General features: G+C 52.4%; 24 protein-coding genes, 1 pseudogene and 1 riboswitch. Of the genes and pseudogenes, 10 read left to right on the top strand and 15 right to left on the bottom strand.

Going from position 1 to position 25,154, the window contains the following annotated elements; all coding sequences use genetic code 11:
* The first annotated feature begins 4 nt into the window (after positions 1 to 4).
* The 5 genes and pseudogenes from C4N22_RS03340 to C4N22_RS13210 form a co-directional block, all read left to right on the top strand.
* The gene (locus C4N22_RS03340) at positions 5 to 961 is read left to right on the top strand and encodes a helix-turn-helix domain-containing protein (protein WP_112147978.1); all 957 of its coding nucleotides are present in this window, start codon (positions 5 to 7) and stop codon (positions 959 to 961) included.
* A 108-nt stretch (positions 962 to 1,069) separates the two neighbouring features.
* Complete coding sequence (locus C4N22_RS03335; protein WP_242980929.1) at positions 1,070 to 1,849, top strand: hypothetical protein; 780 nt, start codon at positions 1,070 to 1,072, stop codon at positions 1,847 to 1,849.
* A 74-nt stretch (positions 1,850 to 1,923) separates the two neighbouring features.
* Entirely contained in the window at positions 1,924 to 3,693 is a 1,770-nt protein-coding gene (locus tag C4N22_RS03330) for an ABC transporter ATP-binding protein (protein ID WP_181567154.1), read from the top strand.
* 3 nt (positions 3,694 to 3,696) lie between these two features.
* The gene (locus C4N22_RS03325) at positions 3,697 to 5,424 is read left to right on the top strand and encodes an ABC transporter ATP-binding protein (RefSeq protein WP_112147977.1); all 1,728 of its coding nucleotides are present in this window, start codon (positions 3,697 to 3,699) and stop codon (positions 5,422 to 5,424) included.
* Positions 5,425 to 5,554: 130 nt separating this feature from the next.
* A pseudogene (locus C4N22_RS13210) lies at positions 5,555 to 7,049 on the top strand (recombinase family protein); the annotation flags it as partial.
* 356 nt (positions 7,050 to 7,405) lie between these two features.
* Here C4N22_RS13210 and C4N22_RS03310 read toward each other — a convergent pair.
* The 9 genes from C4N22_RS03310 to C4N22_RS03270 form a co-directional block, all read right to left on the bottom strand.
* A complete protein-coding gene (locus tag C4N22_RS03310) occupies positions 7,406 to 7,855 on the bottom strand; it encodes a low molecular weight protein-tyrosine-phosphatase (RefSeq protein ID WP_112147976.1) in 450 nt (149 codons plus the stop codon).
* Positions 7,852 to 8,268, bottom strand: a complete 417-nt coding sequence (locus C4N22_RS03305; protein ID WP_112147975.1) for a winged helix-turn-helix domain-containing protein — start codon at positions 8,266 to 8,268, stop codon at positions 7,852 to 7,854. Before C4N22_RS03305 ends, C4N22_RS03310 begins: the two co-directional genes overlap by 4 nt.
* 20 nt (positions 8,269 to 8,288) lie before the next feature.
* The gene (ribH, locus tag C4N22_RS03300; RefSeq protein WP_005920573.1) at positions 8,289 to 8,765 is read right to left on the bottom strand and encodes a 6,7-dimethyl-8-ribityllumazine synthase; all 477 of its coding nucleotides are present in this window, start codon (positions 8,763 to 8,765) and stop codon (positions 8,289 to 8,291) included.
* Positions 8,766 to 8,786: 21 nt separating this feature from the next.
* On the bottom strand, positions 8,787 to 9,983 hold the full coding sequence (locus tag C4N22_RS03295) for a bifunctional 3,4-dihydroxy-2-butanone-4-phosphate synthase/GTP cyclohydrolase II (RefSeq protein ID WP_112147974.1): 1,197 nt from the start codon (positions 9,981 to 9,983) through the stop codon (positions 8,787 to 8,789).
* A gap of 12 nt (positions 9,984 to 9,995) precedes the next feature.
* Positions 9,996 to 10,637 carry a riboflavin synthase gene (locus tag C4N22_RS03290; RefSeq protein WP_181567153.1) on the bottom strand — a complete coding sequence of 214 codons (642 nt, stop codon included), beginning with the start codon at positions 10,635 to 10,637 and terminating at the stop codon, positions 9,996 to 9,998.
* Complete coding sequence (gene ribD / locus C4N22_RS03285) at positions 10,601 to 11,725, bottom strand: bifunctional diaminohydroxyphosphoribosylaminopyrimidine deaminase/5-amino-6-(5-phosphoribosylamino)uracil reductase RibD (RefSeq protein WP_112147973.1); 1,125 nt, start codon at positions 11,723 to 11,725, stop codon at positions 10,601 to 10,603. Before ribD ends, C4N22_RS03290 begins: the two co-directional genes overlap by 37 nt.
* Before the next feature lie 151 nt (positions 11,726 to 11,876).
* A riboswitch (FMN riboswitch) is annotated at positions 11,877 to 11,991 on the bottom strand.
* A 165-nt stretch (positions 11,992 to 12,156) separates the two neighbouring features.
* The gene (locus tag C4N22_RS03280) at positions 12,157 to 12,891 is read right to left on the bottom strand and encodes an ABC transporter permease (protein WP_112147972.1); all 735 of its coding nucleotides are present in this window, start codon (positions 12,889 to 12,891) and stop codon (positions 12,157 to 12,159) included.
* 4 nt (positions 12,892 to 12,895) lie between these two features.
* A complete protein-coding gene (locus C4N22_RS03275; RefSeq protein WP_112147971.1) occupies positions 12,896 to 13,645 on the bottom strand; it encodes an ABC transporter permease in 750 nt (249 codons plus the stop codon).
* 1 nt (position 13,646) lies between these two features.
* Complete coding sequence (locus C4N22_RS03270; protein ID WP_112147970.1) at positions 13,647 to 14,573, bottom strand: ABC transporter ATP-binding protein; 927 nt, start codon at positions 14,571 to 14,573, stop codon at positions 13,647 to 13,649.
* Between the two features lie 165 nt (positions 14,574 to 14,738).
* Between C4N22_RS03270 and C4N22_RS03265 the strand changes: the two genes are divergently transcribed.
* Together C4N22_RS03265 and C4N22_RS03260 are read left to right on the top strand one after the other, a co-directional pair.
* The gene (locus C4N22_RS03265) at positions 14,739 to 15,458 is read left to right on the top strand and encodes a response regulator transcription factor (RefSeq protein WP_112147969.1); all 720 of its coding nucleotides are present in this window, start codon (positions 14,739 to 14,741) and stop codon (positions 15,456 to 15,458) included.
* Entirely contained in the window at positions 15,455 to 16,819 is a 1,365-nt protein-coding gene (locus C4N22_RS03260; protein WP_112147968.1) for a sensor histidine kinase, read from the top strand. The genes C4N22_RS03265 and C4N22_RS03260 overlap by 4 nt, the downstream gene beginning before the upstream one ends.
* A 63-nt stretch (positions 16,820 to 16,882) precedes the next feature.
* Here the strand turns inward: C4N22_RS03260 and C4N22_RS12830 are convergent, their stop codons facing one another.
* Positions 16,883 to 17,215: a hypothetical protein gene (locus C4N22_RS12830; RefSeq protein ID WP_181567152.1), complete on the bottom strand. Its 333-nt coding sequence runs from the start codon at positions 17,213 to 17,215 to the stop codon at positions 16,883 to 16,885.
* Between the two features lie 221 nt (positions 17,216 to 17,436).
* On the opposite strand from C4N22_RS12830, the gene C4N22_RS03250 reads away from it, so the two are divergent.
* Positions 17,437 to 17,688: a DUF6061 family protein gene (locus C4N22_RS03250; RefSeq protein ID WP_112147966.1), complete on the top strand. Its 252-nt coding sequence runs from the start codon at positions 17,437 to 17,439 to the stop codon at positions 17,686 to 17,688.
* 38 nt (positions 17,689 to 17,726) lie between these two features.
* On the opposite strand, the gene C4N22_RS03245 is transcribed toward C4N22_RS03250, so the two are convergent.
* Entirely contained in the window at positions 17,727 to 18,194 is a 468-nt protein-coding gene (locus C4N22_RS03245; RefSeq protein WP_112147965.1) for a MerR family transcriptional regulator, read from the bottom strand.
* A gap of 117 nt (positions 18,195 to 18,311) precedes the next feature.
* Between C4N22_RS03245 and C4N22_RS03240 the strand changes: the two genes are divergently transcribed.
* Both C4N22_RS03240 and C4N22_RS03235 read left to right on the top strand, forming a co-directional pair.
* The gene (locus C4N22_RS03240) at positions 18,312 to 18,860 is read left to right on the top strand and encodes a flavodoxin family protein (protein WP_112147964.1); all 549 of its coding nucleotides are present in this window, start codon (positions 18,312 to 18,314) and stop codon (positions 18,858 to 18,860) included.
* Positions 18,851 to 19,603, top strand: a complete 753-nt coding sequence (locus C4N22_RS03235) for a carboxymuconolactone decarboxylase family protein (RefSeq protein ID WP_112147963.1) — start codon at positions 18,851 to 18,853, stop codon at positions 19,601 to 19,603. The genes C4N22_RS03240 and C4N22_RS03235 overlap by 10 nt, the downstream gene beginning before the upstream one ends.
* 274 nt (positions 19,604 to 19,877) lie before the next feature.
* On the opposite strand, the gene C4N22_RS03230 is transcribed toward C4N22_RS03235, so the two are convergent.
* From C4N22_RS03230 to C4N22_RS03215, 4 genes are all read right to left on the bottom strand, one after another.
* The gene (locus C4N22_RS03230; RefSeq protein WP_278320609.1) at positions 19,878 to 21,434 is read right to left on the bottom strand and encodes a recombinase family protein; all 1,557 of its coding nucleotides are present in this window, start codon (positions 21,432 to 21,434) and stop codon (positions 19,878 to 19,880) included.
* Between the two features lie 123 nt (positions 21,435 to 21,557).
* Positions 21,558 to 21,920, bottom strand: a complete 363-nt coding sequence (locus C4N22_RS03225; RefSeq protein ID WP_055145343.1) for a hypothetical protein — start codon at positions 21,918 to 21,920, stop codon at positions 21,558 to 21,560.
* A gap of 42 nt (positions 21,921 to 21,962) precedes the next feature.
* Positions 21,963 to 24,467 (bottom strand): ABC transporter permease, encoded by a 2,505-nt coding sequence (locus tag C4N22_RS03220; protein ID WP_112090995.1) that lies wholly within the window; start codon positions 24,465 to 24,467, stop codon positions 21,963 to 21,965.
* Entirely contained in the window at positions 24,467 to 25,147 is a 681-nt protein-coding gene (locus C4N22_RS03215) for an ABC transporter ATP-binding protein (RefSeq protein WP_055145338.1), read from the bottom strand. The genes C4N22_RS03220 and C4N22_RS03215 overlap by 1 nt, the downstream gene beginning before the upstream one ends.
* Between the last annotated feature and the right edge of the window lie 7 nt (positions 25,148 to 25,154).

Here is a 25,154-nt window from a genome sequence, read left to right as displayed (position 1 = left end):
GAGAATGGCTATGTATAAATCACTTTTTGATCTTTCCATAGAAGAAACGACTTCGACTGAAATGCCTCACACCGTGAAATTTTCCAATGAGACAGGAACTGGGAGTATGATTATCTGTCCACTGTTTTTGGGTGCAGAGCTGTATTATAACGATATGCACCTTGCATTCTTTGAGGAAGCCACGGCACCAATGCGGAATGTCATTGAGATCAACCACTGCCGCGTGGGGCGTTACGAGTGCAGTTTTGGGGCAAATAGCTGCTGCTATCTGGCAGCAGGGGATTTTGCGGTGTGTGCAGCAGCGCGCAAAAAGTCGTCCTCCTGCTTCCCATTGCGGCACTACCACGGCATCACCATCCTACTGGATCTGGATGCGATTTCGCCGGAAATGCGGAAACAAATGGAATGGTACGGCGTAGACCTTGATGTCATACGGCGGTACATCTGCACGGAAAACCGCTGCTGTATCCTGCGGTCAGAACCGACCATTGCTCATATTTTTTCAGAGCTTTACACAGCGCATTCTGTGCCGGACACCGGCTATCTTCGGCTGAAAGTGCTGGAGTTGCTGCATATTCTGACCCGGCTGAAAAACAGGGAAGATGTGCAGCAGACAGAGTATTTCAATCAGCATCAGGTGGAGTGTGTGAAGCAGGCTGCGGCTCTTCTTACGCAGGAACTGACAGTTCACCGTACAATCGAACAGCTTGCACAGGAGGTCGGCCTTTCGCCTACGGCATTAAAAAGCTGTTTCAAAGGCATTTACGGAAGCTCGGTCTATGCGTATCAGAAAGAGTACCGGCTGCAGCTGGCACAGAAGCTACTACTCGAAACCGATTGCACGGTTGCTGAAATCGCCCATCGGGTCGGGTACGAAAATCCGAATAAGTTTTCTTCTGCATTTCGGGAAGCAGCCGGCATGACGCCTACGGAGTATAGGAAGATGCGTCCGATTGGATAGATTTTGTCTGTTTGGTTCTTGTAAAAAACGGCCTGTTCCAGTAAAATCTGTTTGTGGTTAGTGGACGCTAATTACAAAATCAAACGATTTTTCTGGAGGGGATTTTCCATGCGTATGATGAAAAAAGTTCTGGGTACGGTAACCGTACTGGCTCTGTCGGTCTCTTTGCTGGCCGGTTGCGGCAGCACGGCGGTATCCCCAGTGTCTTCTACTGCAAGCACTGCGGCAGAGAGCACTACAAGCTCTGTTGTTTCCGAAACGACATCCGCAGCGGCGGATGAAAACGCAGCTGCCGCTGCACAGCTGCTGAACGACCTAACAGGCAGCTATCAGGAACTGTGGCCGGTGATTCTGGCGGACGAATATCAGCAGACATGGCTGGATGATTGTACCGCTCTCGTGGGCGAGGACAATGCCGAAGCTGCTTTTGAGAAGCTGTCCTCTATGGTGACAGGTGATGTTTACGGCGAAGATGCAGTCAAAGCGTATGCCAACGGCGGCGGAGCCTATTTCTGCGGCTTTACCAATAGCCTTGCGACCTTGACCTTCGATGGTGAAACTTCTACCATTTCCGGCACCGATAAGGACGGCAATGTGCTGTTCTCCCATACCTATCACTACATTGGCATGGAGCCTGTGCATGGACTGTATGAGTTTGAAAGTGATGATGCCGATTCCGGCGAGTTCACCTACTTTTTCCTCGCGCCAGACACCAGTGCGGAAACCTACCACATTGAGTTTCGCTATGGTTCGGATGCAGAAGCTCTGAGCCAGTACGATGCAGGCGAATATGCTTACTGGGTGGCATCTGGCATTTCTACGGATTGCGACCAGACTATGATCGACAACTGCATTGAGCTGTTCTGTACGGAAAATCTAGCAGGTTAATACGCAGAATGTGCTGTGGAGCAAAAACGCCACGGCACATTTTTGCATAAAAATTATTTGAAGGAGGTCTTTCCGTGAAAAAACAGTCCGATCTTTCCCGGCTGATGGGCTACGCCGGGAACTACCGATATTTCACCTACGCTTCGTGGGTGCTGTCTGCGGTCAGTGCGCTGGTGGCGCTGGTGCCTTTTGTGTACATCTGGAAGATCCTGCGGGATGTGCTGAACGCCGCGCCAAACTATGCGCAGGCGGTGAACATCCCCCATTACGGCTGGAGGGCAGTGTTGTTTGCGGTGCTGGCTTACCTCATTTACATTGCGGCACTGATGTGCTCCCATCTGTCGGCGTTCCGGGTGGCGACCAATCTGCGGCTGGAGGTTTCCGAACACCTTGCCACACTGCCGCTGGGCTTTACGGAGACGTTTGGCAGCGGTAAGCTGCGCAAGATCATCCACGAGAGTACTGGCGCAGCGGAGACATTTCTCGCCCATCAGCTGCCGGACAAATATAATGCAATGGCAACACCCATAGGTCTGTTGGTTCTTTTGCTTGTGTTCGACTGGCGGCTGGGTCTGCTGAGTCTCGTTCCGGTGGCACTGGGCTTCGTCATCATGTCCGCCATGACAGGAAGGCGGATGGCAGACAAAATGCGGCAATACGGTAATGCGTTGGAATCAATGTCTAACGAGGCCGTGGAGTATGTCCGCGGCATCCCGGTAGTCAAGACCTTCGGGCAATCCGTCTTTTCGTTCAAAAAATTCAAAGCGACCATTGATGAGTACGAAAAGTGGGTCATTGCCTACACCAAAGAGCTGCGGATGCCGATGATGCTCTATACTGCCGCAATCAACGGTGTGTTTGCTTTCTTGATTGTAGGTGGGCTTCTGTTCACCCGGAACGGTGTGACTTCGGAATTTCTGCTGAACCTGCTGTTCTACATCATTATCACGCCGGTGATCTCCCTGACTCTGACCCGTATGATGTACATGAGCGAAAGCAAGATGGTGGTGGCGGATGCGCTGGCGCGCATCGACTCGGTGCTGGAAGCAGCGCCCATGCAGGTGCAGGCTGTTCCGCAGCACCCGAAGGATTCCTCTGTCACGTTGCAGGATGTGCATTTCAGCTACGACGGAAAAACCGAGGTCATCAAGGGTGTTTCGCTGGAGATCCGGCCGGGACAGACTGTGGCTTTTGTAGGCCCCTCCGGTGGCGGCAAATCCACGCTGGCAAACCTTGTCTGCCGGTTCTTTGATGTGCAGAGCGGCAGCGTCCAGGTGGGCGGAGCGGATGTGCGGGATATCCCCAAGGAAGAGCTGATGGACACCATCTCCTTTGTGTTCCAGAACAGCCGCCTGCTCAAGGGCAGCATTCTGGATAACGTCCGTCTGGGCAGACCGCAGGCCACCGAAGCCGAGGTGCTGGCAGCGCTCAAGGCGGCGCAGTGCATGGATATTATAGAAAAGTTCCCGGCGGGCATCCATACCGTCATTGGCACCAAGGGCGTGTATCTGTCCGGCGGCGAGCAGCAGCGCATTGCCATTGCCCGCGCCATGCTGAAAAATGCGCCCATCCTGATCCTGGACGAGGCTACCGCTTTTGCCGACCCGGACAATGAAGCAAAGGTGCAGGCAGCCTTTGCCCGGCTTGCCAAGGGCAAAACCGTGCTGATGATCGCACACCGCCTGTCTACCGTCGCCAACGCCGACTGCATCTATGTAGTGCAGGATGGGCGTATTACGGAGACCGGCACAAAGGACGAACTGTGTGCGCAGAACGGCCTGTTTGCCCGGATGTGGCAGGATTATCAGGCCTCGGTGCAGTGGAAGGTCGCAAAGGAGGGGTAAAGGATGATCGAAAAAATTCAACACGCCACGGCCAGTTCCCCGGAGGGCGCAAAGGGGCTTGTAAAGGGCGTTCTGGCCTGTGCGTTCCAGAACATGGCGTTCATGCTGCCCACCGGGCTGCTGTATCTCCTGGTAAAAGATCTGCTTGCAGGCTCCACGAGCGGGAGAACCGCCTTTTATCTGCTGGGGTGTGCGGCCTGCTTTGCGCTGATCTTGTTGACCACATGGTTCCAGTATAACGGCACCTATTTTACTACTTATAAAGAGAGCGGCACCCGCCGCCTGACCCTTGCGGAGCGGCTGCGCAAGCTGCCCCTGTCCTTTTTCGGCAAGCGGGACCTTGCCGACCTGACCAGCACCATCATGGCAGACTGCGAGGTGTTGGAAAAGGATTGCTCCCACTTCATCCCCGGTCTGTTCGGTTCCCTCATCTCTACCGTGCTCATTGCCCTGAGCCTGTTCGCCTTTGACGGACGGATGGCTCTGGCGGCACTGTGGGTCATTCCGGTATCTGCTGCCATCGTGGTGGGCAGCTATCGGGTACAGGACAAGGTGCAGGCCAGGACCATGGCGGCGAAAATGGCCTGTGCGGACGGCATTCAGGAGTACATCGAGACCCTCCGCGACCTGAAAGCCAGCAATGCGGAGCAGAGGTATCTGTCCGGCCTTTCCGACAAAATTCGGGCAGTGGAAAAGCAGTCCATCGTGGCAGAACTGACAACAGCGCTGTTCGTGTCCTCTGCGGGCATGGTGCTCAAGCTGGGCATTGCGTCGGTGGCACTCACCGGCGCGGTGCTGCTGGTGCAGGGCAGCATCGACGTGCTGACTCTGTTTCTGTTCCTGATGGCGGCCTCTCGGATGTACGACCCCATGCAGGGCGCGTTGCAGAATCTGGCGGCGGTCATCGCCATGCGCACCAATGTGGGGCGGATGAATGAGATTCTGGACGCTCCCCTGCAGACCGGCAGCGAGCAGCTGACCAATCAGGGCTGCGATATCGTGTTCGACCATGTGGGCTTTGCCTATAACTCCGGCGAAACGGTGCTGCGGGATGTTTCCTTTACCGCAAAGCAGGGGGAGGTCACGGCACTGGTGGGCCCCTCCGGCGGCGGCAAAACTACTGTTTCCCGGCTGGCGGCACGGTTCTGGGACTACCAGAAGGGCAGCATCACCGTGGGCGGCATGGAGGTTTCCCGGATCGACCCGGAAAAGCTCATGAGCCTGTATTCCATCGTATTTCAGGATGTGACCCTGTTTGACAACACGATCCTGGAAAATATCCGTCTGGGGCGCAAAGGTGCCACCGACGAGGAGGTTCTGGCGGCGGCAAAGCTGGCAAACTGCGAAGAATTTGCCGAGAAGCTGCCGGACAAGTGGAACACGAACATCGGCGAGAACGGCTGCGCTCTTTCCGGCGGCGAGCGTCAGCGCATTTCCATCGCCCGCGCCTTCCTGAAGGATGCGCCCATCATTCTGCTGGACGAGGCCACCGCCAGCTTGGATGTGGAAAACGAAACTGCCATTCAGGAGGCACTATCCCGGCTCATAAAAAACAAGACCGTCCTCATCATCGCCCACCGGATGCGCACCGTAGCCGGTGCGGATCAGGTGGTGGTGCTGTCGGGTGGCATCGTGGCCGAGCAGGGCAGCCCGGCAGAGCTGTACGCCCGGAAGGGACTGTACACCCACATGGTGGATCTGCAGTCGGCAAGCCAGAACTGGACGATCTGAGAATGAGGGCGGCTTTTATTTTGGAAAAAGTCTTGCATTCGGTTAAAAACTGTGGCACATCCATTATACGAAACACTATTTTGAAAGAACGCTCCACCGTTCAATGATGTGTAAATGGGAGGTGCCTGCCATGACCGCCGTGATCTATGCCCGTTATTCTACTGATAGTCAGCGTGAAGAATCCATTGAAGGTCGGAGCCGGGAGTGCACCGCCTATGCGGAAAAGAACGGCTTCACGGTGGTGAAGCATTACATTGACCGTGCCATCTCCGCCAAGACCGATAACCGCCCGCAGTTCCAGCAGATGATCAAGGACAGTGAGCGTGGCATCTTTGACATCATCATTGTCTGGAAGCTCGACCGCTTTGCCCGAAACCGCTACGACAGTGCCCGGTACAAGACCCAACTGAAGCGGAACGGCGCGAAACTGGTATCGGCAACGGAAGTCATTTCGGCTGGCCCGGAGGGCATTATTCTGGAATCGGTGCTGGAAGGCTACGCCGAATACTACTCGGCTGACCTGTCTGAAAAGGTCGTGCGCGGCATGACCGAGAACGCTCTCAAGGGCATTTATAATGGTGGCACGATTCCGTTCGGCTACATGATCAATGAGACCCGGCATTACCAGCCCGACCCGTTGTTGGCTCCTTATGTGGAACAGACATTTTAGAAGTACGCAGACGGCGCGACCATGACCGGCCTGCGAGATTGGTTAAAGGCACACAACATCAAAAATTCGATGGGCGGGGAGATGTCCTATAACACAATTCAGCGGATGCTGAGTAATCGCCGGTACATCGGCGAATTGCGTTTGCGGGATGTGGTACAGCCCAATGCGATTCCGGCTCTCGTATCAGGTGAACTTGTCGGGGCGAGGCCCCTCCATCTTGCTGCGCAAGACCGTTCTGTCGCTTAAAAGCCCCACTGGGGCTTTCATTGCTCCGCTTCGCTGCGCAAACGCGAACCTGTTCAACAAGGTGCAGGAAAAGCTGGCGAAAAATAAAAAGGCCCCTGCCCGTCATAAGGCAGAGGAAAGCTATCTGCTCACCACCAAGCTGTACTGCGGTAAGTGCGGTGCGCTGATGTTCGGAGAAAGCGGTGTCAGCCACACCGGGAAAATGTATACCTATTACAAGTGCGCTGCCGCCAAGAAGAAAAGGACTTGCGATAAAAAGGCCGTGCGGAAACAGTGGCTGGAAGATCTGGTAATCAACGAAACCATGAAGCTGGTGGAAGATGACGCTTCCATGAATGCCATCATTGCCAAAGTCATGGAATTGCAAAATCAGGAAAGCACGGACCTGCCCATCTACAAAAATCAGCTGAAGGAAACGGAAGTCGGCATCACCAATATGCTGAATGCCATCCAGATGGGCATTCTGACCAGCTCTACCAAGGAACGGCTGGAAGCTCTGGAAGATCAGCGAAAAGAACTGCAAGCCCGCATTGCAGAGGAACGGCTGGCTAAGCCAAAGATGAAAGAGGAGTTCGTCCGCTTTTGGCTGCTTCGCTTCCGCAAGCTGGATATGACCCAGCCGGAGCAGCGGCAGGCACTGGTGGATACCTTCATCAATGCCATCTATCTCTACGATGATAAGGTACTTATTACCTTTAATTATGAAGATGCCAAAAAGCAGACACTCGTGAAAATGAGTCGAATATACGATGAAATTTTGATTGGATTTCAGACGGCATCTGCGGTACTACACCACAACTACACCAATTTTGGGACGTTTTCCCGAAAAGGAGCCTTACAAAGCGGTGTGGTGTAAGAATTGAATAGGTGGATTGGTGTAGTAGGTACACCGAACCACAAACGCAAAAAAGCGGCAGCTATGTTGTGTAAATGCAACGTAGCTGCCGCTTTTTGTTTCGTATAGAGATTTTATGCTGACAGGCAACTTCTCCTGTGGTTAAATCAATTTGTCGTTGGCAAGTGTCAAACACTCCTGATTTGGCATACGCCAAAATTTACACCAATTTAGCGCAGTTCCTCAAGCAATGCCGTGCAGCCTTCCAGCACATCCTGCCATGTGGCTTCAAAATCTCCTGTGAACCATGGGTCTGCCACTTCACGGGGATGATCCGTATGCGCCATCAGCAGCGAGACTTTATGCTGTGGGTCACCGCCGACAAGCCGCAGAATGTCACACAGATTGCTTTCATCCATGCCAATCAGATGATCATACCGTGCATAATCCAGCCGAGTCATCTGCCGGGCGGTCTTGCCGTTGCAGTCGATGCCATGTTCTGCCAGCTTCTGCCGTGCAGGAGGATAGACCGGATTTCCGATTTCCCATGCACTGGTGGCGGCTGATGCGATTTCAAATTGCTCGGAAAGACCTGCCTTGGACACAAGATCTTTCATTATAGATTCGGCCATCGGGCTTCGGCAGATATTTCCGAGACAAACAAATAAGATTCTGGTCATGCCGGGTCGTTCTCCTTTTGGCTTACAAAAATATAGCCGCCGTGGGTAGTGCGGATAAAGCTGCCGCAGCCGACCAGCTTCTTTCGCAGATTGGAAACGGTATTTGCCACGACCTTTAAGGTGTCGTCACAGTTTTGTCCCCACACAGCACGAAAAAGCTCTTCTTTTGAGAAGATTTGTCCTTCGTGGGAGGCAAGCATCAGCAGCAAATCGAACTCCAGTCGTGTAAGGGAGATTTTTCTGCCGTTGCACGACACTTCGTGGGTCATTCCATCCAGTGTAAGCCCCGGAAGAACCAACTTCTCCCATGAATCAATGGATATTTGCTCTGCCTCGATGTGCTCTCGTTCCAGAAGCATCCGGATCTTCTGCTCCAATTCCGGGTCAGGCTGTCGGGTCTTTATAACGATCATGGCAAACTCCTGCGTGTATTTTACTCTGCGGCGGTATCCATTTCCCGGAGCAGGTTTACCATCTCGATGGCACTGACCGCGCAGTCATAGCCTTTATTACCTGCTTTGGTGCCTGCCCGCTCGATGGCCTGTTCGATGTTTTCGGTGGTCAGAACACCAAAGAGGACGGGAACCCCGCTTTCCAGCGAGACCGTGGCAATGCCTTTGGAAACCTCATTGCACACATAGTCGTAATGGCTGGTAGAACCGCGAATCACGGCACCAAGGCAGATCACAGCATCATACTTTCCGCTTTTTGCCATTTTAGAGGCAACCAGCGGGATTTCAAAAGCACCCGGAACCCATGCAACATGAACATCAGCGTCCTGCACATCGTGCCGGAGCAGACCATCCATTGCTCCGCTCAGAAGTTTGGACGTGATAAATTCATTGAATCGGGCAGCTACGATACCGACCTTGATATTCTGAGAAACCAGCTTACCTTCAAATGTTTTCATTTTTAAATACCTCTTTCGTTGTTAATATTCCAGAAGATGCCCCATCCGTGCCTGCTTCGTTTTCAGGTAAAACAGGTCATACGGGGTCGCCGTCATCTGAATGGGTACGCGCTCGGAGATCTCCAGCCCAAACTCGGAGAGCTGATATACTTTGTCCGGGTTATTGGTAAGCAGGCGCAGACTTTTTACGCCAAGTTCCCGGAGGATCTGTGCGCCGAGATAATACTCCCGTTCATCTCCATGGAACCCCAGAGCGAGATTGGCTTCCAGCGTATCCATGCCCTGTTCCTGAAGTTCATAGGCACGCAGTTTGTTGATCAGACCGATGCCCCGGCCTTCCTGCCGCATATAGAGCAGGATCCCCCGGCCTTCTTTTTCGATCTGCGTCATGGCAGCGGCCAGCTGCTGGCCACAGTCGCAACGCAAAGAACCAAATGTATCTCCTGTCAGGCATTCCGAGTGGACGCGGCACAGAATATCCTTTCCATCGCCAATGTCACCTTTTACCAGTGCAATGTGATGCTCTCCGTTCAGGCGGCTCACAAAACCATAAGCTCTGAAGGTGCCATACTTGGTGGGCAGGTTCACCGCCGTCACCTGATCGACCAGTTTATCGTGACACTTGCGGTACTCCTGTAAATCACGGATGGTGATGAATTTGATCTGGAAACGCTCTGCCAGCTTTGCCAGTTCAGCGGTGCGCATCATCGTGCCATCCTCCCGCATGATCTCGCAGCACAGGCCGCATTCTTTCAGCCCTGCCAGACGGCACAGGTCAACGGTTGCTTCCGTGTGGCCGTTGCGCTCCAACACACCGTTCTTTTTTGCCAGAAGGGGGAACATATGGCCCGGTCTGCGGAAATCTTCTGCTTTTGCGTGATCGTCCACACAAGCCATCGCCGTAATGGAACGCTCTGCGGCAGAAATGCCCGTAGAAGTAGAAACGTGGTCGATGGACACCGTAAATGCCGTTTCATGGTTGTCGGTGTTATGCTGCACCATCTGCGGAAATTGCAGCTTCTGGACGAAAGCCTCGGACATCGGCATACAGATCAGACCTTTGCCGTGGGTCGCCATAAAGTTGATGTTTTCGGTGGTGGCAAATTCGGCAGCACAGATGAAATCCCCCTCGTTTTCACGGTCGGGGTCATCCGTTACCAGAATGATTTTTCCTTGCTTCAGGTCTTCCAAAGCTTCGGGAATGGTATTGAAGTTCATCCTAAACTCTCCTTAAAAGCCGCAGCGCAGCAGCATTTCTTTTGTGAGCGTGTTTTGCTTCGGTGCTTCTGATGGAAGCAGCTTCTCAATATATTTTCCGACAACATCGGTTTCCAAATTGACAAAATCCCCTTTGTGCCGTTGGTTCAGGTTCGTTTGACGGACGGTGTGCGGTATCGTGGACACGGAAAAGCCCGTAGGTTCCACCGCAGCCACGGTCAGGCTGATGCCGTCTATTGTGATAGAGCCTTTTTCAACGACATAGCGAAGGATCGCGGGATCTGAATGAATGGTGTACCAGATGGCCGTATCGTCTTTTCGGATATTGGCAATGCGTCCGACGCCATCCACATGGCCTGCTACGATGTGTCCGCCAAAACGTCCGTTGGCCGGCATGGCACGTTCCAGATTGACAGCACTTCCAACGGTGAGCTGTGCAAGTGCAGAGCGGTTCAAGGTCTCGTGCATGACATCCGCAGCAAAGCTATCCGGGAAGAGCTGCCTGACGGTCAGGCAGATGCCGTTGACGGCGATGCTGTCACCGATTCTGGTTTCTTCCAGAACCGTTTTTGCACGAACAGTCAGTACGGCGGAATGCTGTCCCCGATTGATGGATTTTATTGTTCCGACTTCTTCCACGATTCCGGTAAACACGGGTACTCCACCTCACTTTCAATCAGGAAATCTTTGCCAAGCTGTTCCAATCGGCTGTTCTTCAGGCGGAATGCAGCATCCGGAAGCGGGACACCTGCACCCTCAATGGGTGCTTTGGCATCCTTTCCTCCGAACAGCTTCGGGGCAATGTAAGCCTGTACCTGCTGCACGATGCCGCTTTCCAGTGCAGACCAGTTCAAGGTTCCGCCGCCTTCCAGCAGAATGCTGTCGATCTGCTCCTGTCCCAGCTGTTCCATCAGTTGCAGAAGATTCACATGACCGCAATGCTCTTCCAGACAAAGGATCCGGCAACCGGCCTGTTGATATGCCGCCTGCTTCTCTGGGTCGCCGCAGCAGGTCGCAAGAATGGTCGGAACCTGTTTGGCGGTCATGACCACCTGTGATTGCAGCGGTGTCCGCAAATGTGTATCACAGATGATCCGGACGGGATCACGGCCACCCTCTATCCGGCAGGTCAGCAGCGGGTCATCTGCCAGAATGGTTCCGACTCCTACCATAATGCCGCGGAATCGGTGTCGCTGCCGTTGAACATGATTCCGGGCAATTTCCCCGGTGATCCATTTGGAAGCGCCTGTGTATGTGGCGATTTTTCCGTCCATCGTCATGGCGTATTTCATGGAAACGAAAGGGAGTTTTGTGGTGATGTAGTGGAAGAATACTTTGTTCAGCGCATCGCATTCCTCTTGCAGAACATTTTCGGTCACATCTATGCCGTGTGCGCGCAGGATTGCAATTCCTTTTCCGGCCACCAGCGGATTCGGGTCAGCAGAACCCACGACCACCCGGTGAATGCCCGCGTCCAGAATCGCATCCACGCAGGGCGGCTGCTTTCCGTAATGGCAGCACGGCTCCAATGTCACATACAGGGTCGCTCCCTGCGGATCTTCGGTGCAGGATGCCAGCGCATTGCGCTCCGCATGAGCCTGACCGTATCTCTGGTGCCAGCCCTGTCCGATGATCCTGCCCTCTTTTACGACCACGGCACCCACCATGGGGTTGGGCGATGTCCACCCGCAACCCCTTTTTGCAAGCTGCAAAGCCAGACGCATATAGTCTTTGTCATTCATCGTGTCGCCTCCAAAAGAAAAAGCCCTGAACAAAAACGTTCAGGGTAAGGCGAAAAGACACAAGGGACCCTTGTGCAAAAAAGAAAGCTCCAGAATGCAAACGCATCCCAGAGCAGCCTCCACAAGCGCCGAACCGTGTGGGCTCTGCGCTTGGTATCTTCTTTCATCCAGACTGTACTGTCGGCTTCGGAGTTTCACCGAATCATGCCTTACGGCTCGTGGGCTGTACCACCGGTAGGGAATCGAACCCTGCCCTGAAGATTTCTGATTCAATTATAGCGGCATTATAGCACGGCTTCTTTCGGATTGCAAGGGCATTCTGCAAACCGGGACGAAACCGGGATGAAGATGGTTTGAGGGTGAGAATGAAACGCTTTGGCCGTTGTTGCCTTGTCACCCTCTTGACAGGAGCGGATATGCAGGTTTCTGCTTTATGCCCGCACATCCTCCCGGCGTAAAAGCAGCCATGCCAGAAGAAACATTGTCCCCAGCCAGAAGATGCAGCTGAAGGCAAACAGCCCGTAGCTGCCCGCCAGAGCATCCGCACTTCTGTTGGAGTTCATACCCAGCTGCATCAGGGAATAGGGCCACAGGATTCCAAAGCCTTTGGAGCTGATAAAGATGCCGGTAATGCCGCCCAGCAGCCCCCAAAAAATGGGCACGGCAAAGCTGCGGATGACCATGGCCAGCACCAGCTGTGCGGCAATGACAGCCAACGCCCCCAGCAGTCCCCGCAGTAAAAACAGAGGTAAGGTGACCGGCGGCAGCCCGGGCAGATGGGCAAATACCTTGCCGCAGAACACGAACAGCGCAAACACAAAGCCGTGAGTCAGCAGCGCCAGCTTCGTCACCACCGCAAACTTTGCGGCAAACAGGTCCAGCGGCGGTACAGGGCTTGCCATGATCAGGTTCCAGTTGTGCCCCAGATGTTCCAGCCGCCACAAGTAGGCAGCATAGGTGGCTACCATGGCAGGGAAGAAGAGCATGGAATAAAACAGGGTGTGCTGGGTCCACAGGCTATACCAGCCATCGGTGAGGATCTCAAGATTTTGCAGATAATTGAAAGTGCCATAGGTGGCCGAAAGAATGGGCAGCACAAAGAACATTGCCCAGATGGGGGATGCGTGGAGTTTGCGGTTCTCCGCAAGAATACAGCGTTTCAGCATGGTTTTATACCTCCTCGTCCTGTACCTTGCGCCACGCAAGGGCAAACAGCACAGCGCCCAGCGCAAGGGTGAAGGCCAGCAGCCCCCAGTTGAAGGGGCGGGTGCCGTAGGTGACGGTGTGGGTAGCCTTGTCCCAGTTCGCCACTTCGTAGGCGCTTAGAGGGATGTAGTACCCAAAAGGCACAAAGTAACTGGCAAGCGGCGGCATAAAAGCAGAGAACAGACCCACCAGCGCCCCTACGATGCCCACGCAGAGCGCCGGCAGGGGATTGCCCACCCACAGCATCAGCAGAAATTCGCCAAAGAAGAGCATTGTGTCCACCGCCAGCGTGCAGACGAACAGATAGACCAGCTGCCCAGTGGGAAAGGCTTCGGTATAACCATGGACACGCCCCAGCACCGGAACACAGGCCAGCTCCAGCACCGTGACCAACAGCACCTCCAGCACTCCAAAGACCACCTTGCCTGCAAACAGGCTTCGGCGGCTCTGCAGGGTGTAGAGCAGCTTGGCGGTGTTGCCTTTGATCTCCATATCCCACAGCCGGGAGGCCAGCACTGCCATCATCACCGGCATCAGAATGGCTTCAATGACGGGCAGGCTGTAAAGCAGGGCGCTGTAACCGTTGGCAAGCTCCTCCGGGTCTGCCGGAGCAAGGCCGCCCACCCACAGCACGACAATGCCGGGAATGAGCAGGCAGAGAGCAAGGTCGTGCCTACGGTGAGCTTTTTGCAGTTCTGCACGGAAAGCTGCCATCTTACGCCACCTCCCCGCTGGTCTGGGTCAGGCTGAGGAAGATGTCCTCAAGGCTCTTTGTCTGTGCTGTCAGTCCCACCACGCCCACGCCGCTTTCGGCAAGGGTACAGACCAGCGCCGCCAGCGCTTCGTCCGGCAGCGGGGGCAACTGCAGGGTGTCCGGCTGGTCTGCCGGTGCAGCGGCTTTTACTCCCTGCTGCTGCAGGACGGCTGCGGCTTTGGGTGCGTCCAGCACTCGCAGCAGAATGCCGCCCCGGCTGTGCTTTTGCAGTTGCTGTAAAGAACCCTCGAACAGCAGCCTGCCGTGGTTCAGGATGCCCACCTGATCCACCATCTGCTCGATCTCGCCCAGCAGGTGGCTGGAGATCAGCACGGTGGCTCCGGTGGTCTGGGGCATGGAAGCAATCAGACTGCGCATCTCCTGAATGCCCGCCGGATCCAGACCGTTGGTGGGTTCGTCCAAGATCAGTAGTTTGGGGCTGCCCAGCAGCGCCATGGCAATGCCCAGCCGCTGCTTCATACCAAGGGAATACTGCCCCACCTTCCGGTCAGCGTCTTTGGTCAGGTGCACGATCTCCAGCACCCGGCTGATGTCCTTCCGGTCCACGTCTTTCAAGTCAGCCACGATGGAAAGATTTTCCCGGGCAGTCAGGTGCAGGTAACCGGAAGGGGATTCGATCAGACTGCCGGTCTGCCGCAGCAGGGCAATGCGGTTTACTTCGTTCAGGGTGTGTCCCAGCAGTTCCACACTGCCACCGGTGGGGTGTACAAGCCCCAGCAGCATCTTCATGGTGGTGGATTTGCCCGCACCGTTGGGGCCTAAAAATCCGTAAACACAGCCCTCCGGGACAGTCAGGTTCAAATGATCCACCACCGGACGGCCATGGTAGCTTTTGCAAAGGGCATGGGTCTCGATCACAGGTTTCATAAATGGTCTCCTTTCGCATTAATGGTTTTCGGAACGATGCCAGAATACACCCGCTGCCTTAAACTGACCGGAAGCGCAGCTTAATTTACCCTTAAATTTGCAGGTGTTTTCCGCTGCGGCGCAAAAAGTGTGGTATAGTAAAGGCGGGAAAGGAGAACTGCCCTTATGGATACCGTTTATGATGCAAAGCTCCTGCTTGTGGACGACAACGCCGAGCTGCTGGCACTGCTGTGTGAGCAGCTGCGGGGCGCAGGATATGGCCATATCAGAACCGCCCAAAGCTGCGCCGCTGCCCGCGCCTGCTTTGCAGCAGAGCAGCCGGAGCTGATGATCCTGGATATCAACCTGCCGGATGGGGATGGCTTTTCGCTGTTCCGGGCGCTGCGGGAAAAAGCGGATGTTCCGGCACTGTTTCTCTCCGCACAGGATGCGGATGCCGACCGTCTGTTCGGGCTGGGTCTTGGCGCAGATGACTACCTGACCAAGCCCTTTCTGATGCAGGAACTGCTGCTGCGGGTGCAGCATATTTTGCAGCGGGCGTACCGGGCAGAGCTGTCCCGTACAAAACCGGCACCTTTGCAGCTGGGGGAGCGGTGCGTAGACCTGAATGATGCCATTGTTACCCTGCCAGAGGGCAAAACACTGACGCTGACCGCTACCGAGCTGGTGCTGCTGCGGAAATTGGCAGAGAACCGGGGACACGTCGTTACCTACGATGCTCTTTGTGCGGCGGTCTGGGGCGCAGATTACTATGGCTATGAGAACAGTCTGGGTGTACATATCCGGCATCTGCGGGAGAAGCTGGAAGCCGAACCCGGTGCGCCGCAGTTTCTGCGGACGGTGCGGGGCATTGGCTATAAGCTGACAAAGGGGGAAGAAGCATGAAAACCTTTGTGCGCCTGATCCGGCGGTATGTGCTGGCGGCGGTGGGCATTGTTCTGCTGCTGTTGTTTTCCGGTATTGCGGTGCTGGGCTGGCTGGGCTGGCAGGAGAGTTGCCGCCTGCCGCAGCGGGAGTACTCCTCCAGCGAGATCGCGGATTCCATGGTGGAGACCGCCGAAGGGCTTGCCTTTGGGGCAGAACGCACCCCGCAGGAATGGATGAACGGCTACGAGTGGGCGATGGTGCTGGACGATGTGGGAAACATCCGCTGGAGCTACGGCCTGCCGCAGGATCTGAACCATGCCTACACTCCCGGCGATATCGCCAAATTTGCCCGCTGGTATCTGGCGGATTACCCGGTGTTCTGCTGGACAGAACCCTACGGACTGTTCGTCATCGGGCTGCCAAAGGGGAGCCTGTGGAAGTACAGCATTTACAGCTCACCGGACTTTGCTCTGAGCATGGTGCGGGTGCTCCCGGCAGCAGCGCTGGGAATGCTGTTGCTGGGTCTGGTTCTCTGCTTTTGGTTGAGCTGGCGGGGGGCAAAGCGGCTGGAGACCGTGGCAAACGGTCTGGATGCACTGGCGCAGGGACAGACCGTCCGGCTGCCTACCGACGGTTTTGCCGGGGAACTGGCAGAAAAGCTGAACCAGACCGGGGCGCAGCTGCAAGCCAAAAATGAGATGCTTTCCCGGCGGGACAACGCCCGCACCCAGTGGATCGCAGGGGTCAGCCATGACGTGCGCACCCCGCTGGCGCTGATCTTAGGCTGGGCGGAGCAGCTGGAACAGGATGCACTTTTGCCGGACAGCTCCCGGCAGAAAGCGACCGGCATCCGCACCCAGTGCGAAAAGCTGCGCACCCTCATTGATGACCTGAACCTGACCAGTAAGCTGGAATACGGTGCCCAACCTCTGCGCCGGAAAGACCTCCGGGCAGGGCCGCTGTTCCGGCAGCTGGTGGCGCAGTTCTGTGAAAGCCCACTGGCAGAGCGCTGCGAGATCACACTGGAACAGGAAGAACCAGCAGAGCAGACAGTGCTTTCGGTGGATGAGGCGCTGCTGGCACGGCTGCTGGAAAACCTGATGAACAACAGCGTCCGGCATAACCCAAAGCCGGTGAACATTACCGTGCACACCCGGCAGGTAGGAGAGCGCTTCTGCCTGACCGTGGCAGATGACGGTATTGGCTATCCGGCTGCCGTTCTGGTGGCACTGAACGCTGCGGAGCCTGCCGAAAATGCGCCTCATATCCTTGGCCTGTATGTAGTGCAGCAGATCGCCGCCGCCCATGGCGGCAGGGCAGTGTTTGGGCAGAACACCCACTGCGGAGCAAAAGCAACGGCCTGGCTGCCGGTAAAATAAAAAATGTGAACCTTTTAGGTGTTTCCACCCAGAAAAGTCCACATAGAAAGAGCTGCTTTGGATTTATAAGAGATCGCAGTTGTCCAAATCCCTGCCATGAATCGTAGTTGTTGATGTACATTTGATGCGTGGTTTAAACAGGTGAAATTGCGGATGCCATTTTCGAGCCAAACCAGCCCATTTTCCCGGCTTTGCATAAAAATCCGATGCCTGTTTTAAGAGGCTGATTTTGTCTCTGCACACTTTTGCACACTTTTTGCACACCGGAACGGCTGGATAACGGATGCGAGAGGGGACAACAGGTGCAAAGAATGCAGCAGATGCAAAACGCAAATTTACGATAAAACGATAAAAATAACGAATTGACGCAATTCTGAAAATTGACGATTGTTGCACGTTGGCTTCTCTTAATCAGTGGGCCCAGGGTTCGAGTCCCTGGAGGTGCACCACAACAACAAAATCCGAACTTTTTTCCGATAGGAGAAAGGTTCGGATTTTTTGTGTTCTTCGGAAAACAGAACGAATCCCCTGCTTCCATCGAAAAACGTCCTAGACCTTATCATAAGAAAGCACGACAGACCACGGTGAGAGTGCCGTAAGGCGGAAAGGACACGAGTATGAAGTACGATGCAAGAGCTTGCCATTTCAACATGGACACCGGCTGCGTGGAACTGCTGCTCCGGGATGGGAGAAAGATTTCCATCGACTGCACCGGGGTCGAGGATGCACTGGATGTTACTATGGCGCAGAGGTCAGAACTGGATTATCTTATCTACAATGACCCGCTTGGCTATGCGGATTTGATTCTGAACGGTGACCCGGAGGAATATTTGAAAAACGTAACCGGGAACCATGGGTTAGAAGATTAAGAGAAATGCCGTTCCAAAATCAACTGGAACGGCATTTCTTATCTTTCGCTATTCGGAATCTTCTGTCCCCGCAGCTCCTGTCGGATGGCACGGAACTGCTCCGGCACGTCCGCATCGGTCATTGCACCGGGGACATCCACTGTCCCAGCGGCTTTGGCGGCTTCATAGAACCAGCATTTATACTCCACGGTCTCCAGCGTATGCTGTAACTGCTGGATCTGCTGGGTGAGTACCTCCCGCTGGTGCCGGAACATTTCCAGCCGGGTGTCAATGGTGTCGTCTCCCTGCATGGAAAGCTCAATATACTGCCGGATATCCTTGATGGACATTCCGGCTTTTTTCATACAGCGGATGACCTGCAGCCACTCGAAGTCGTTTTCCCGGAACATCCGAATGCCGCCGGAGGAACGCTCCACAAAGGGAAGTAACCTTTCTTTGTCGTAGTAGCGCAGGGTGGAGGCAGGTACGCCCAGCTTTTGTGCCATTTCACCTACGGTATAGATCATCTGAAACCTCCGTTTTTTCAAAAAGCCCTTGACTTAAAGTACGCTTTAAGTTGTATGATAAAATCAAACTTTATCAACATCATAATGCGGATGCACTCTGCTGTCAAGGAGGTTCCTATGAGCAAGAAGGTATTGATTTTGTCTGGCAGTCCCCGGAAGGGCGGCAACTCTGATATTCTATGCGACGAATTTCTGCGTGGAGCGCAGGATGCCGGGCACAAAGCAGAAAAGATCCGGGTCGCTGAGAAAAAGGTGACTCCCTGTTCCGGCTGCTACTACTGCAGCACCCACGGCGGAGCCTGCGTCCACAAGGATGATATGGCAGACATCCTGCAAAAGATGATCGATGCCGATGTCATTGTGCTGGCAAGCCCGGTATACTTCTACTCCATCAGTGCTCAGTTGAAAGCGGTCATTGACCGCACTGTGGCACGGTGGCAGGAGATTAAAGACAAAGAGTTCTACTATATTACCACTATGGCAGACGAGGAAAAAGCCTCTGCGGACACGACGCTGGCCTGCTTCCGGGGCTATGCAGACTGCGTGGAAGGAGCCGTGGAAAAGGGAGTCCTTGTAGCAGGTGGCGTTTACGAGCCGGGTGCAGTGTGCGGTACGCCTGCCATGGCACAGGCTTACGAGATGGGGAGGAACGTATCATGGCAGTGAAACAGACAGCAGGGCGGGATGCTCTGGGCGAATTTGCGCCAAAATTTGCAGAACTGAACGATGAGGTACTATTCGGGCAGGTGTGGAGCCGAGAGGATAAACTCTCCCTCCGGGACCGCAGCCTTGTGACGGTGGTAGCACTGATGGCGCAGGGACTGACGGACTCCTCGTTTCGGTATCACCTGACGGCAGCAAAAAACAACGGTATTACCCGGACTGAGATTGCAGAGATCCTGACCCATGCGGCGTTTTATGTAGGTTGGCCCAAGGCGTGGGCGGCTTTCCGTATGGCCAAGGAAGTCTGGGCAGAGGACGCTGCAGAGGATGCCAAGGCACAGCACCAGAGCGAAATGGTGTTCCCCATCGGCGCAGCCAACGACGGTTTTGCGCAGTATTTCAGTGGAAAAAGCTATCTGGCACCCTTGTCCACCGCACAGGTTGGCATTTACAACGTCACCTTTGAGCCGGGCTGCCGGAACAACTGGCACATCCATCATGCCGCAAAGGGTGGCGGGCAGATCCTTGTCTGCGTGGCAGGCCGGGGCTACTATCAGGAATGGGGCAAAGCTCCGCAGGAGCTGCATCCGGGCGATGTGGTGAACATTCCCCCGGAGGTCAAGCACTGGCACGGTGCCGCACCCGATTGCTGGTTCTCTCATCTGGCAGTGGAAGTGCCCGGCGAAGGCACCTCTAACGAGTGGTGCGAGCCGGTGCCGGAAGAGACCTATAAGGAGTTGCGGTGATGCGTTTTGACGTACCCCCAACCATGATAAAACAAAAACAGGGTGCGCCCTGAATAGGACGCACCCTGCCTCGCAATTCACGATTTGATTCGTTGGCAACAACCGTGAATTGCATATCGCAAACAGGTCGTTGAGAATTGCGCTGCCTGTAAAACTTGCGATTAAAGCCACAGACGATAGCGATATGTACAACAGGGCGTTCCCCGTAGCAGAGTTCCCATAAAACAGTATTTGCAAAAGTTCCCTAAATGGGGAAGATTTGGCGTGACTTCGGTCACGCCTTTTCTTTCGCTTCCAGTTCATCCAGAGGGATGTACCCCAGCCCATCGTACTTGATATGGATGTGCTGCACCCGCTTTCCGCTGGACTTATCCGGGGCATCCACATAGATGGCCGACACCAGTTCACGGAGAGCATAAGGGGTGAGTTCTTCAATATGAACGTACTTGTGCGCTTTCTGGACGAACTTTTCAATATTCTCGATCTGCTGTTCCTGTACTTCAATTTCCTGCTGGATGGAGAGAACTTCCTCTTCCAGCTGCTTCTGTTCGGCATCGTAGCTCTGACTCATCATGTCGAAGCGGTCATCGCTAAGCTTTCCGTTAACATTGTCCTCGTAAATCTTCATGAACAGCCGTTTGAGGTCTGCGATCCGCTTCTCATTCCGGGCAAGCTGCTTCTTCAGGACAGTCAGCTTTTCGGTGCTTTCCACCCGAAGCTGCTCCTCCATGACCTTGCGGAAGTAGTCCTCATGACAGAGGATGTAGTCAGTCACCCGCTGAACATGGCTTAGCACACGGCCCTCCAAAACCTTTACCCGGATGAAGTGTCCCTTGCACTTGCTCCCGTTCTTCTTGTGCAGAGAGCAATCAAAGAAGTCTTGACTGAAGTTCCTGTGATTGGACGAACCATATTGCATCTTGGAACCGCAGTCAGCGCAGTAGACCATACCGGAGAAAATGCTGCTCTTGCCTGTCCGGGTCATGCGGTGACGCTGGCTACGAATCTCCTGAACCTTTTCAAACACATCATCGTCAATAATGCGCTCATGTGTATCCGGGAAGATAGCCTGATTTTCCACGGGATTCAGATGTCTCTTTTTATCCCAGATAGAGTTAGTATAGGTCTTAAAGTTGACTGTGCAGCCAGTGTACTCCAGGCGTTCCAGAATCGAACTTACTGCTCTTTTATCCCAGCGATAAGGGTCTTCCGGGGCGGGTGAGTTCGTACTCAGGCCATGGCTCAACTTATAGGCGGTGGGAGTCAGAACTTTGTCCACCCACAGTTGGTTTGCAATTTGGGTCGGGCCACGGCCTTCCATGCACATGGAGAAGATGCGCTTCACGATTGCAGCCGCTTCTGGATCAACAAGCCAATGTTTCGGGTTCTCCGGGTCTTTCACATAGCCGTACGGCACATTGACCGTCAGCGGTACTCCACGCTCTCCCTTGGCCTTCTGAACAGCCCGAATCTTGCGGCTGGTATCACGGGCGTAAAACTCGTTGAACCAGTTCTTAATGCCCGCAAAATCGTTGTTTACGCTGTTTGGGTCAATGGTGTCGTAGTTGTCGTTAATGGCAATGTAGCGAACGCCATACTGGGGAAAAGTGAAGTTTGTGTACAGACCTGTCAAGGCAGAATTGCGTCCCAGTCGGGACAAATCCTTCGTGATAACGATTCCTATATGCCCTACTTCGATCTCGGTCAGCATACTCTGAAAGCCGGGGCGGTCGTAGTTCGTGCCGGAATATCCATCGTCCACAAAGAACACCGGGTTCGGAAAGTGATTCTTCTTAGCGTATTCCAGAAGAATAGCCTTCTGAGATGGAATTTGTCAAGGGGCTTTTCTGCAAAACACAATGTTTCTGAAAATAGCGTTCAAAATATATGCAGAGCCGTTAGTCCGCAAAGGATGCGAATTATCGGCTCAATGGTTTTCTTTTATTTGTAATCATTACTTTTCCAATTCCAGATATTCTTGTCCCATGAAGAAGATTTTCAATTCGTTTTGATCTACTTCTATCTCAAATTCTACACTACTATTTCCCTGTGTAACACAGATTATATCCGAGTAAGAAAAACTATAATATGCGTCACCGCAGGATAGACCCGAATCGGGCATATCTTTACTCACAGCAAGTTCCCCGTTTTCTTGAAAGGTAAATATCTCCTCAGCATTTGCATCCTTCCATGTGCCAATAATATCTTTTTCGTTCTGAATGCGATTTACTTTACCAACACATACAATGGCAAGTATAACTGCACCAACAGTCAAAGCAATGCCTGCAACTCTCTTTACCAGTTTCTTTTTACGCAATTTCTATTACCTCTGTTTCAGTTGCTTTGTTAGATTGAATGATTACATATTGCTCAATTTCAGTTCCTCTACAATTTCCACCTTTGATACGCTTCTAACAGCAAACAGCATAGCGATACATACCATAGCGCCGACAGCCATAACTGCAAGAGCATAAATACCGCCGTTCATATAAAAAGCAAATGGTGTCATACCCGACGATATGAAGTAGTAGATAGCACAATGAATCAAAAAGCTCACAGGCAACGCAAGAACCAATGCTTTTACGCCGTACAAAACAGCTTCGAGCAATAGCGTACATTTTAATCCTTTGGCAGTCATACCAACAGAACGCAGAACAGCAAATTCGCTTCTTCTCAAATGAATCGTATTCGAGATAGTGTTACAAACATTCAAGCTGATAATAACCGTCATCAGGATCGAGAACAGGCAGATTACCAGTTTTGCAATCGTATATACCTGTCTGGAATTATTCGTTGCGGCTGCAATGTCCACAGTTTGCGGAAATCCTCTGTCAGCCAGACATTCCATTGCTTCTTTATGCTGTGCTGTCTGTATTCTCATTTCCACATAGGCGTTATCATCTATCAGCCAGTTAAAATAACTTAAAGGCACGATGAGGACAGCTCGATCTCTCACAAACATGGATTGGATATTTGCATTTTCTTCTGAAACGATTTTTTCCACGATAATCGGCAAGGCATCCTCGGATGCCCCCAGCGGAATGATTTCTGTTCCCGGTTCAATAAGAAACGGTGAGCCTGCAATTACCCGATTTTGTGCCGAATTATAGTATCCCATAGTCTGATTGAGCAAAATTCCATGATTGAAATTTGTCACATCCAGACTGAATCCATTTTCATCGCAAAAAGAGACAAAATGTTCTTCGTCCAATCCTACGACATATACCTCTGCTTTCGTACCATTGATAAAATATCCTTGCATATCAGGATTGATTTGTTCCTGCGAAAATTCAGCGGTCATATATCGCTGAAAAGAATAGGAAACATCCGCAGTGATATTTTCATCCGATAATGCCCCGATTGCGACAGGAATATCTTTGTATTGAATCATCGAAATCACATCAGTATAACAGGAACCGTCCTCCTTCATATCCAAGGATGTCTGATAAAGCATAAAATCAGAGAAACTATATAAGGAAAGGGCAATTACCACCGACAAGAAAATAGAGCCGGTAATCGCTCGGAAGCGTTTTGGATTACGCTTAATATTTTTTGCTGCTAACGAACCATAAATGCCAAAAACCAAAGAAACGATTTTTCCGTCACGGAATTTCTTTCTTGATACCGCATTGTTAGACTGGCGGATCGCTTCAATAACTGTAATTTTAGCTGCTTGCTTCACAGGCTTTCTACTTCCGAAGTACAAAGAAGCAATGCCGGATAATCCGCTGACGAGCAGGATCAATCCGTTTACCTTCAAGGACAGTTCTACGATGCCAAAAGTGAATGTTTCTCCAAAAGCTGCCCTGACCACACTTAATAACAGAGCAGATAGCAGGATACCAACAACCAATCCAAAGGGTATGCTCACCACTCCCAAAAGGAAGGCTTCTAAATATACGCTAAGGCGTTTTTGCCCTTTTGTGGCTCCAATACTGGATAGCATTCCCATCTGCTTAATTCGTTCCTGTAAGGAAATGGAGAGGGCGTTGCTGATCATTGAAGCAGATGCAGCCATCAAAAGACAAACGACCATGACCACCAAAGCAATCAGTTTTGCAGCTCCTTTACCCCCGGTAATTCCATGATAGACTAACAATTCCGAATGAAACTTTGCTACATGACTGTCTACTGCCGCAGCCACTTCTTCGGCTTCTGTATAGATCGAATTGGATAAATTCTTTGCCTTGACATACGCAGCAAAATCGGATGCCGTTTTGTCAACACCTGCAAAGGCATTATAGTTTGCTGCGATTTTTGAGTCATTCACATCTGACAGAATACCAACAACTACATACGCTTTCTCTTTTGTTGGAACGAAGCTTTCTTCTTCACCCCTATAATTTGTCAGCCCGGAAAGCTGGGCATTATATTCATCCCAAATTCTTGAACCAAGAGTTAAAGAAATCGTATCTCCAATCTCTGTATTCATGTTGTTTTTCTTCAAAAAAGATTCTGAAATAACAATCTCATTTTCATCTTGCGGGAAACGCCCTGCAAGCAAATACTGATTTAACGAAAATCTTTGGGTAAAGTTCTCGTCAATCTCGCCAACGGAGAGCATTGTACTGTTGGATTTCTCCCCGTAAAAACTGTTTCCGGCAAAGCGGAGAAGCGAAACTTCGCCTACATTGTTTTGACTATATAGCTCTTGAACCTGCTCCCAAGTCAAATCCTCCATGTAGTAGTCATAATCGCCACCATACACTTTTTCTTTCTCTTTCAAAAAATCAACCAACGACCATCCCCCACAGAGAATAGCGGTTATCATACTGATTGACAAAAGAATGGTTAAAAGTGTGAGTAGGGTACGCTTTTTATTCGACAACAGATTCCTGAGTGTAAGCATGAAAATCATATTCATCAGCGTATCACCTCATCCCTCACAAGTCTGCCATCCTGAATTTCCAGAATACGGTCTGCCTGCATTGCGATTTCACGGTCATGGGTAATCAGGATCATTGTCTGGCGATAGACTTCATTGGATTCACGCAGAAGTTTCATAATATCCCTTGTGTTCTCCGTGTCCAGATTTCCCGTCGGCTCATCCGCAAGGATAATCGCAGGTGCGTTAATCAACGCTCGTCCGATTGCCACTCTTTGTTGTTGACCGCCGGATAACTGACTTGGCAGGTGCTTTCTACGCTTTACCAGTTTGAGTGTGGATAGCAGTTCTTTCAAACGCTCCTGATTGATTTTACGCCCATCCAATCGAATCGGCAGCGTGATATTTTCCTCGACAGTCAAAACCGGGATCAGATTATAAAACTGATAGACAAGCCCAACCTGCCTTCTTCTGAATACAGCCAATTCATCTTCATTTTGCTCATAAACATCCTGTCCATCCACAAATACTTTTCCCGAAGTCGGTCTGTCAACACCACCTAAAATGTGCAACAGGGTAGACTTGCCAGACCCAGATGCTCCAATGATTGCAACAAACTCTCCTTTATCGACGGAAAAAGAAACATCTGACAAAGCATGGACAGGAGCATTGTCCATTTCATAGGTTTTGCAGATATTCTCTACTCTTAATATCTCCATAAAAAGT

The sequence above is a fragment of the Faecalibacterium prausnitzii genome (genome assembly GCF_003287495.1).
Taxonomy (GTDB): Bacteria; Bacillota; Clostridia; order Oscillospirales; family Ruminococcaceae; genus Faecalibacterium; species Faecalibacterium prausnitzii_I.
Note: the sequence above shows the minus strand (reverse complement) of the source record. Positions and strands in the feature narration are given on the sequence as shown.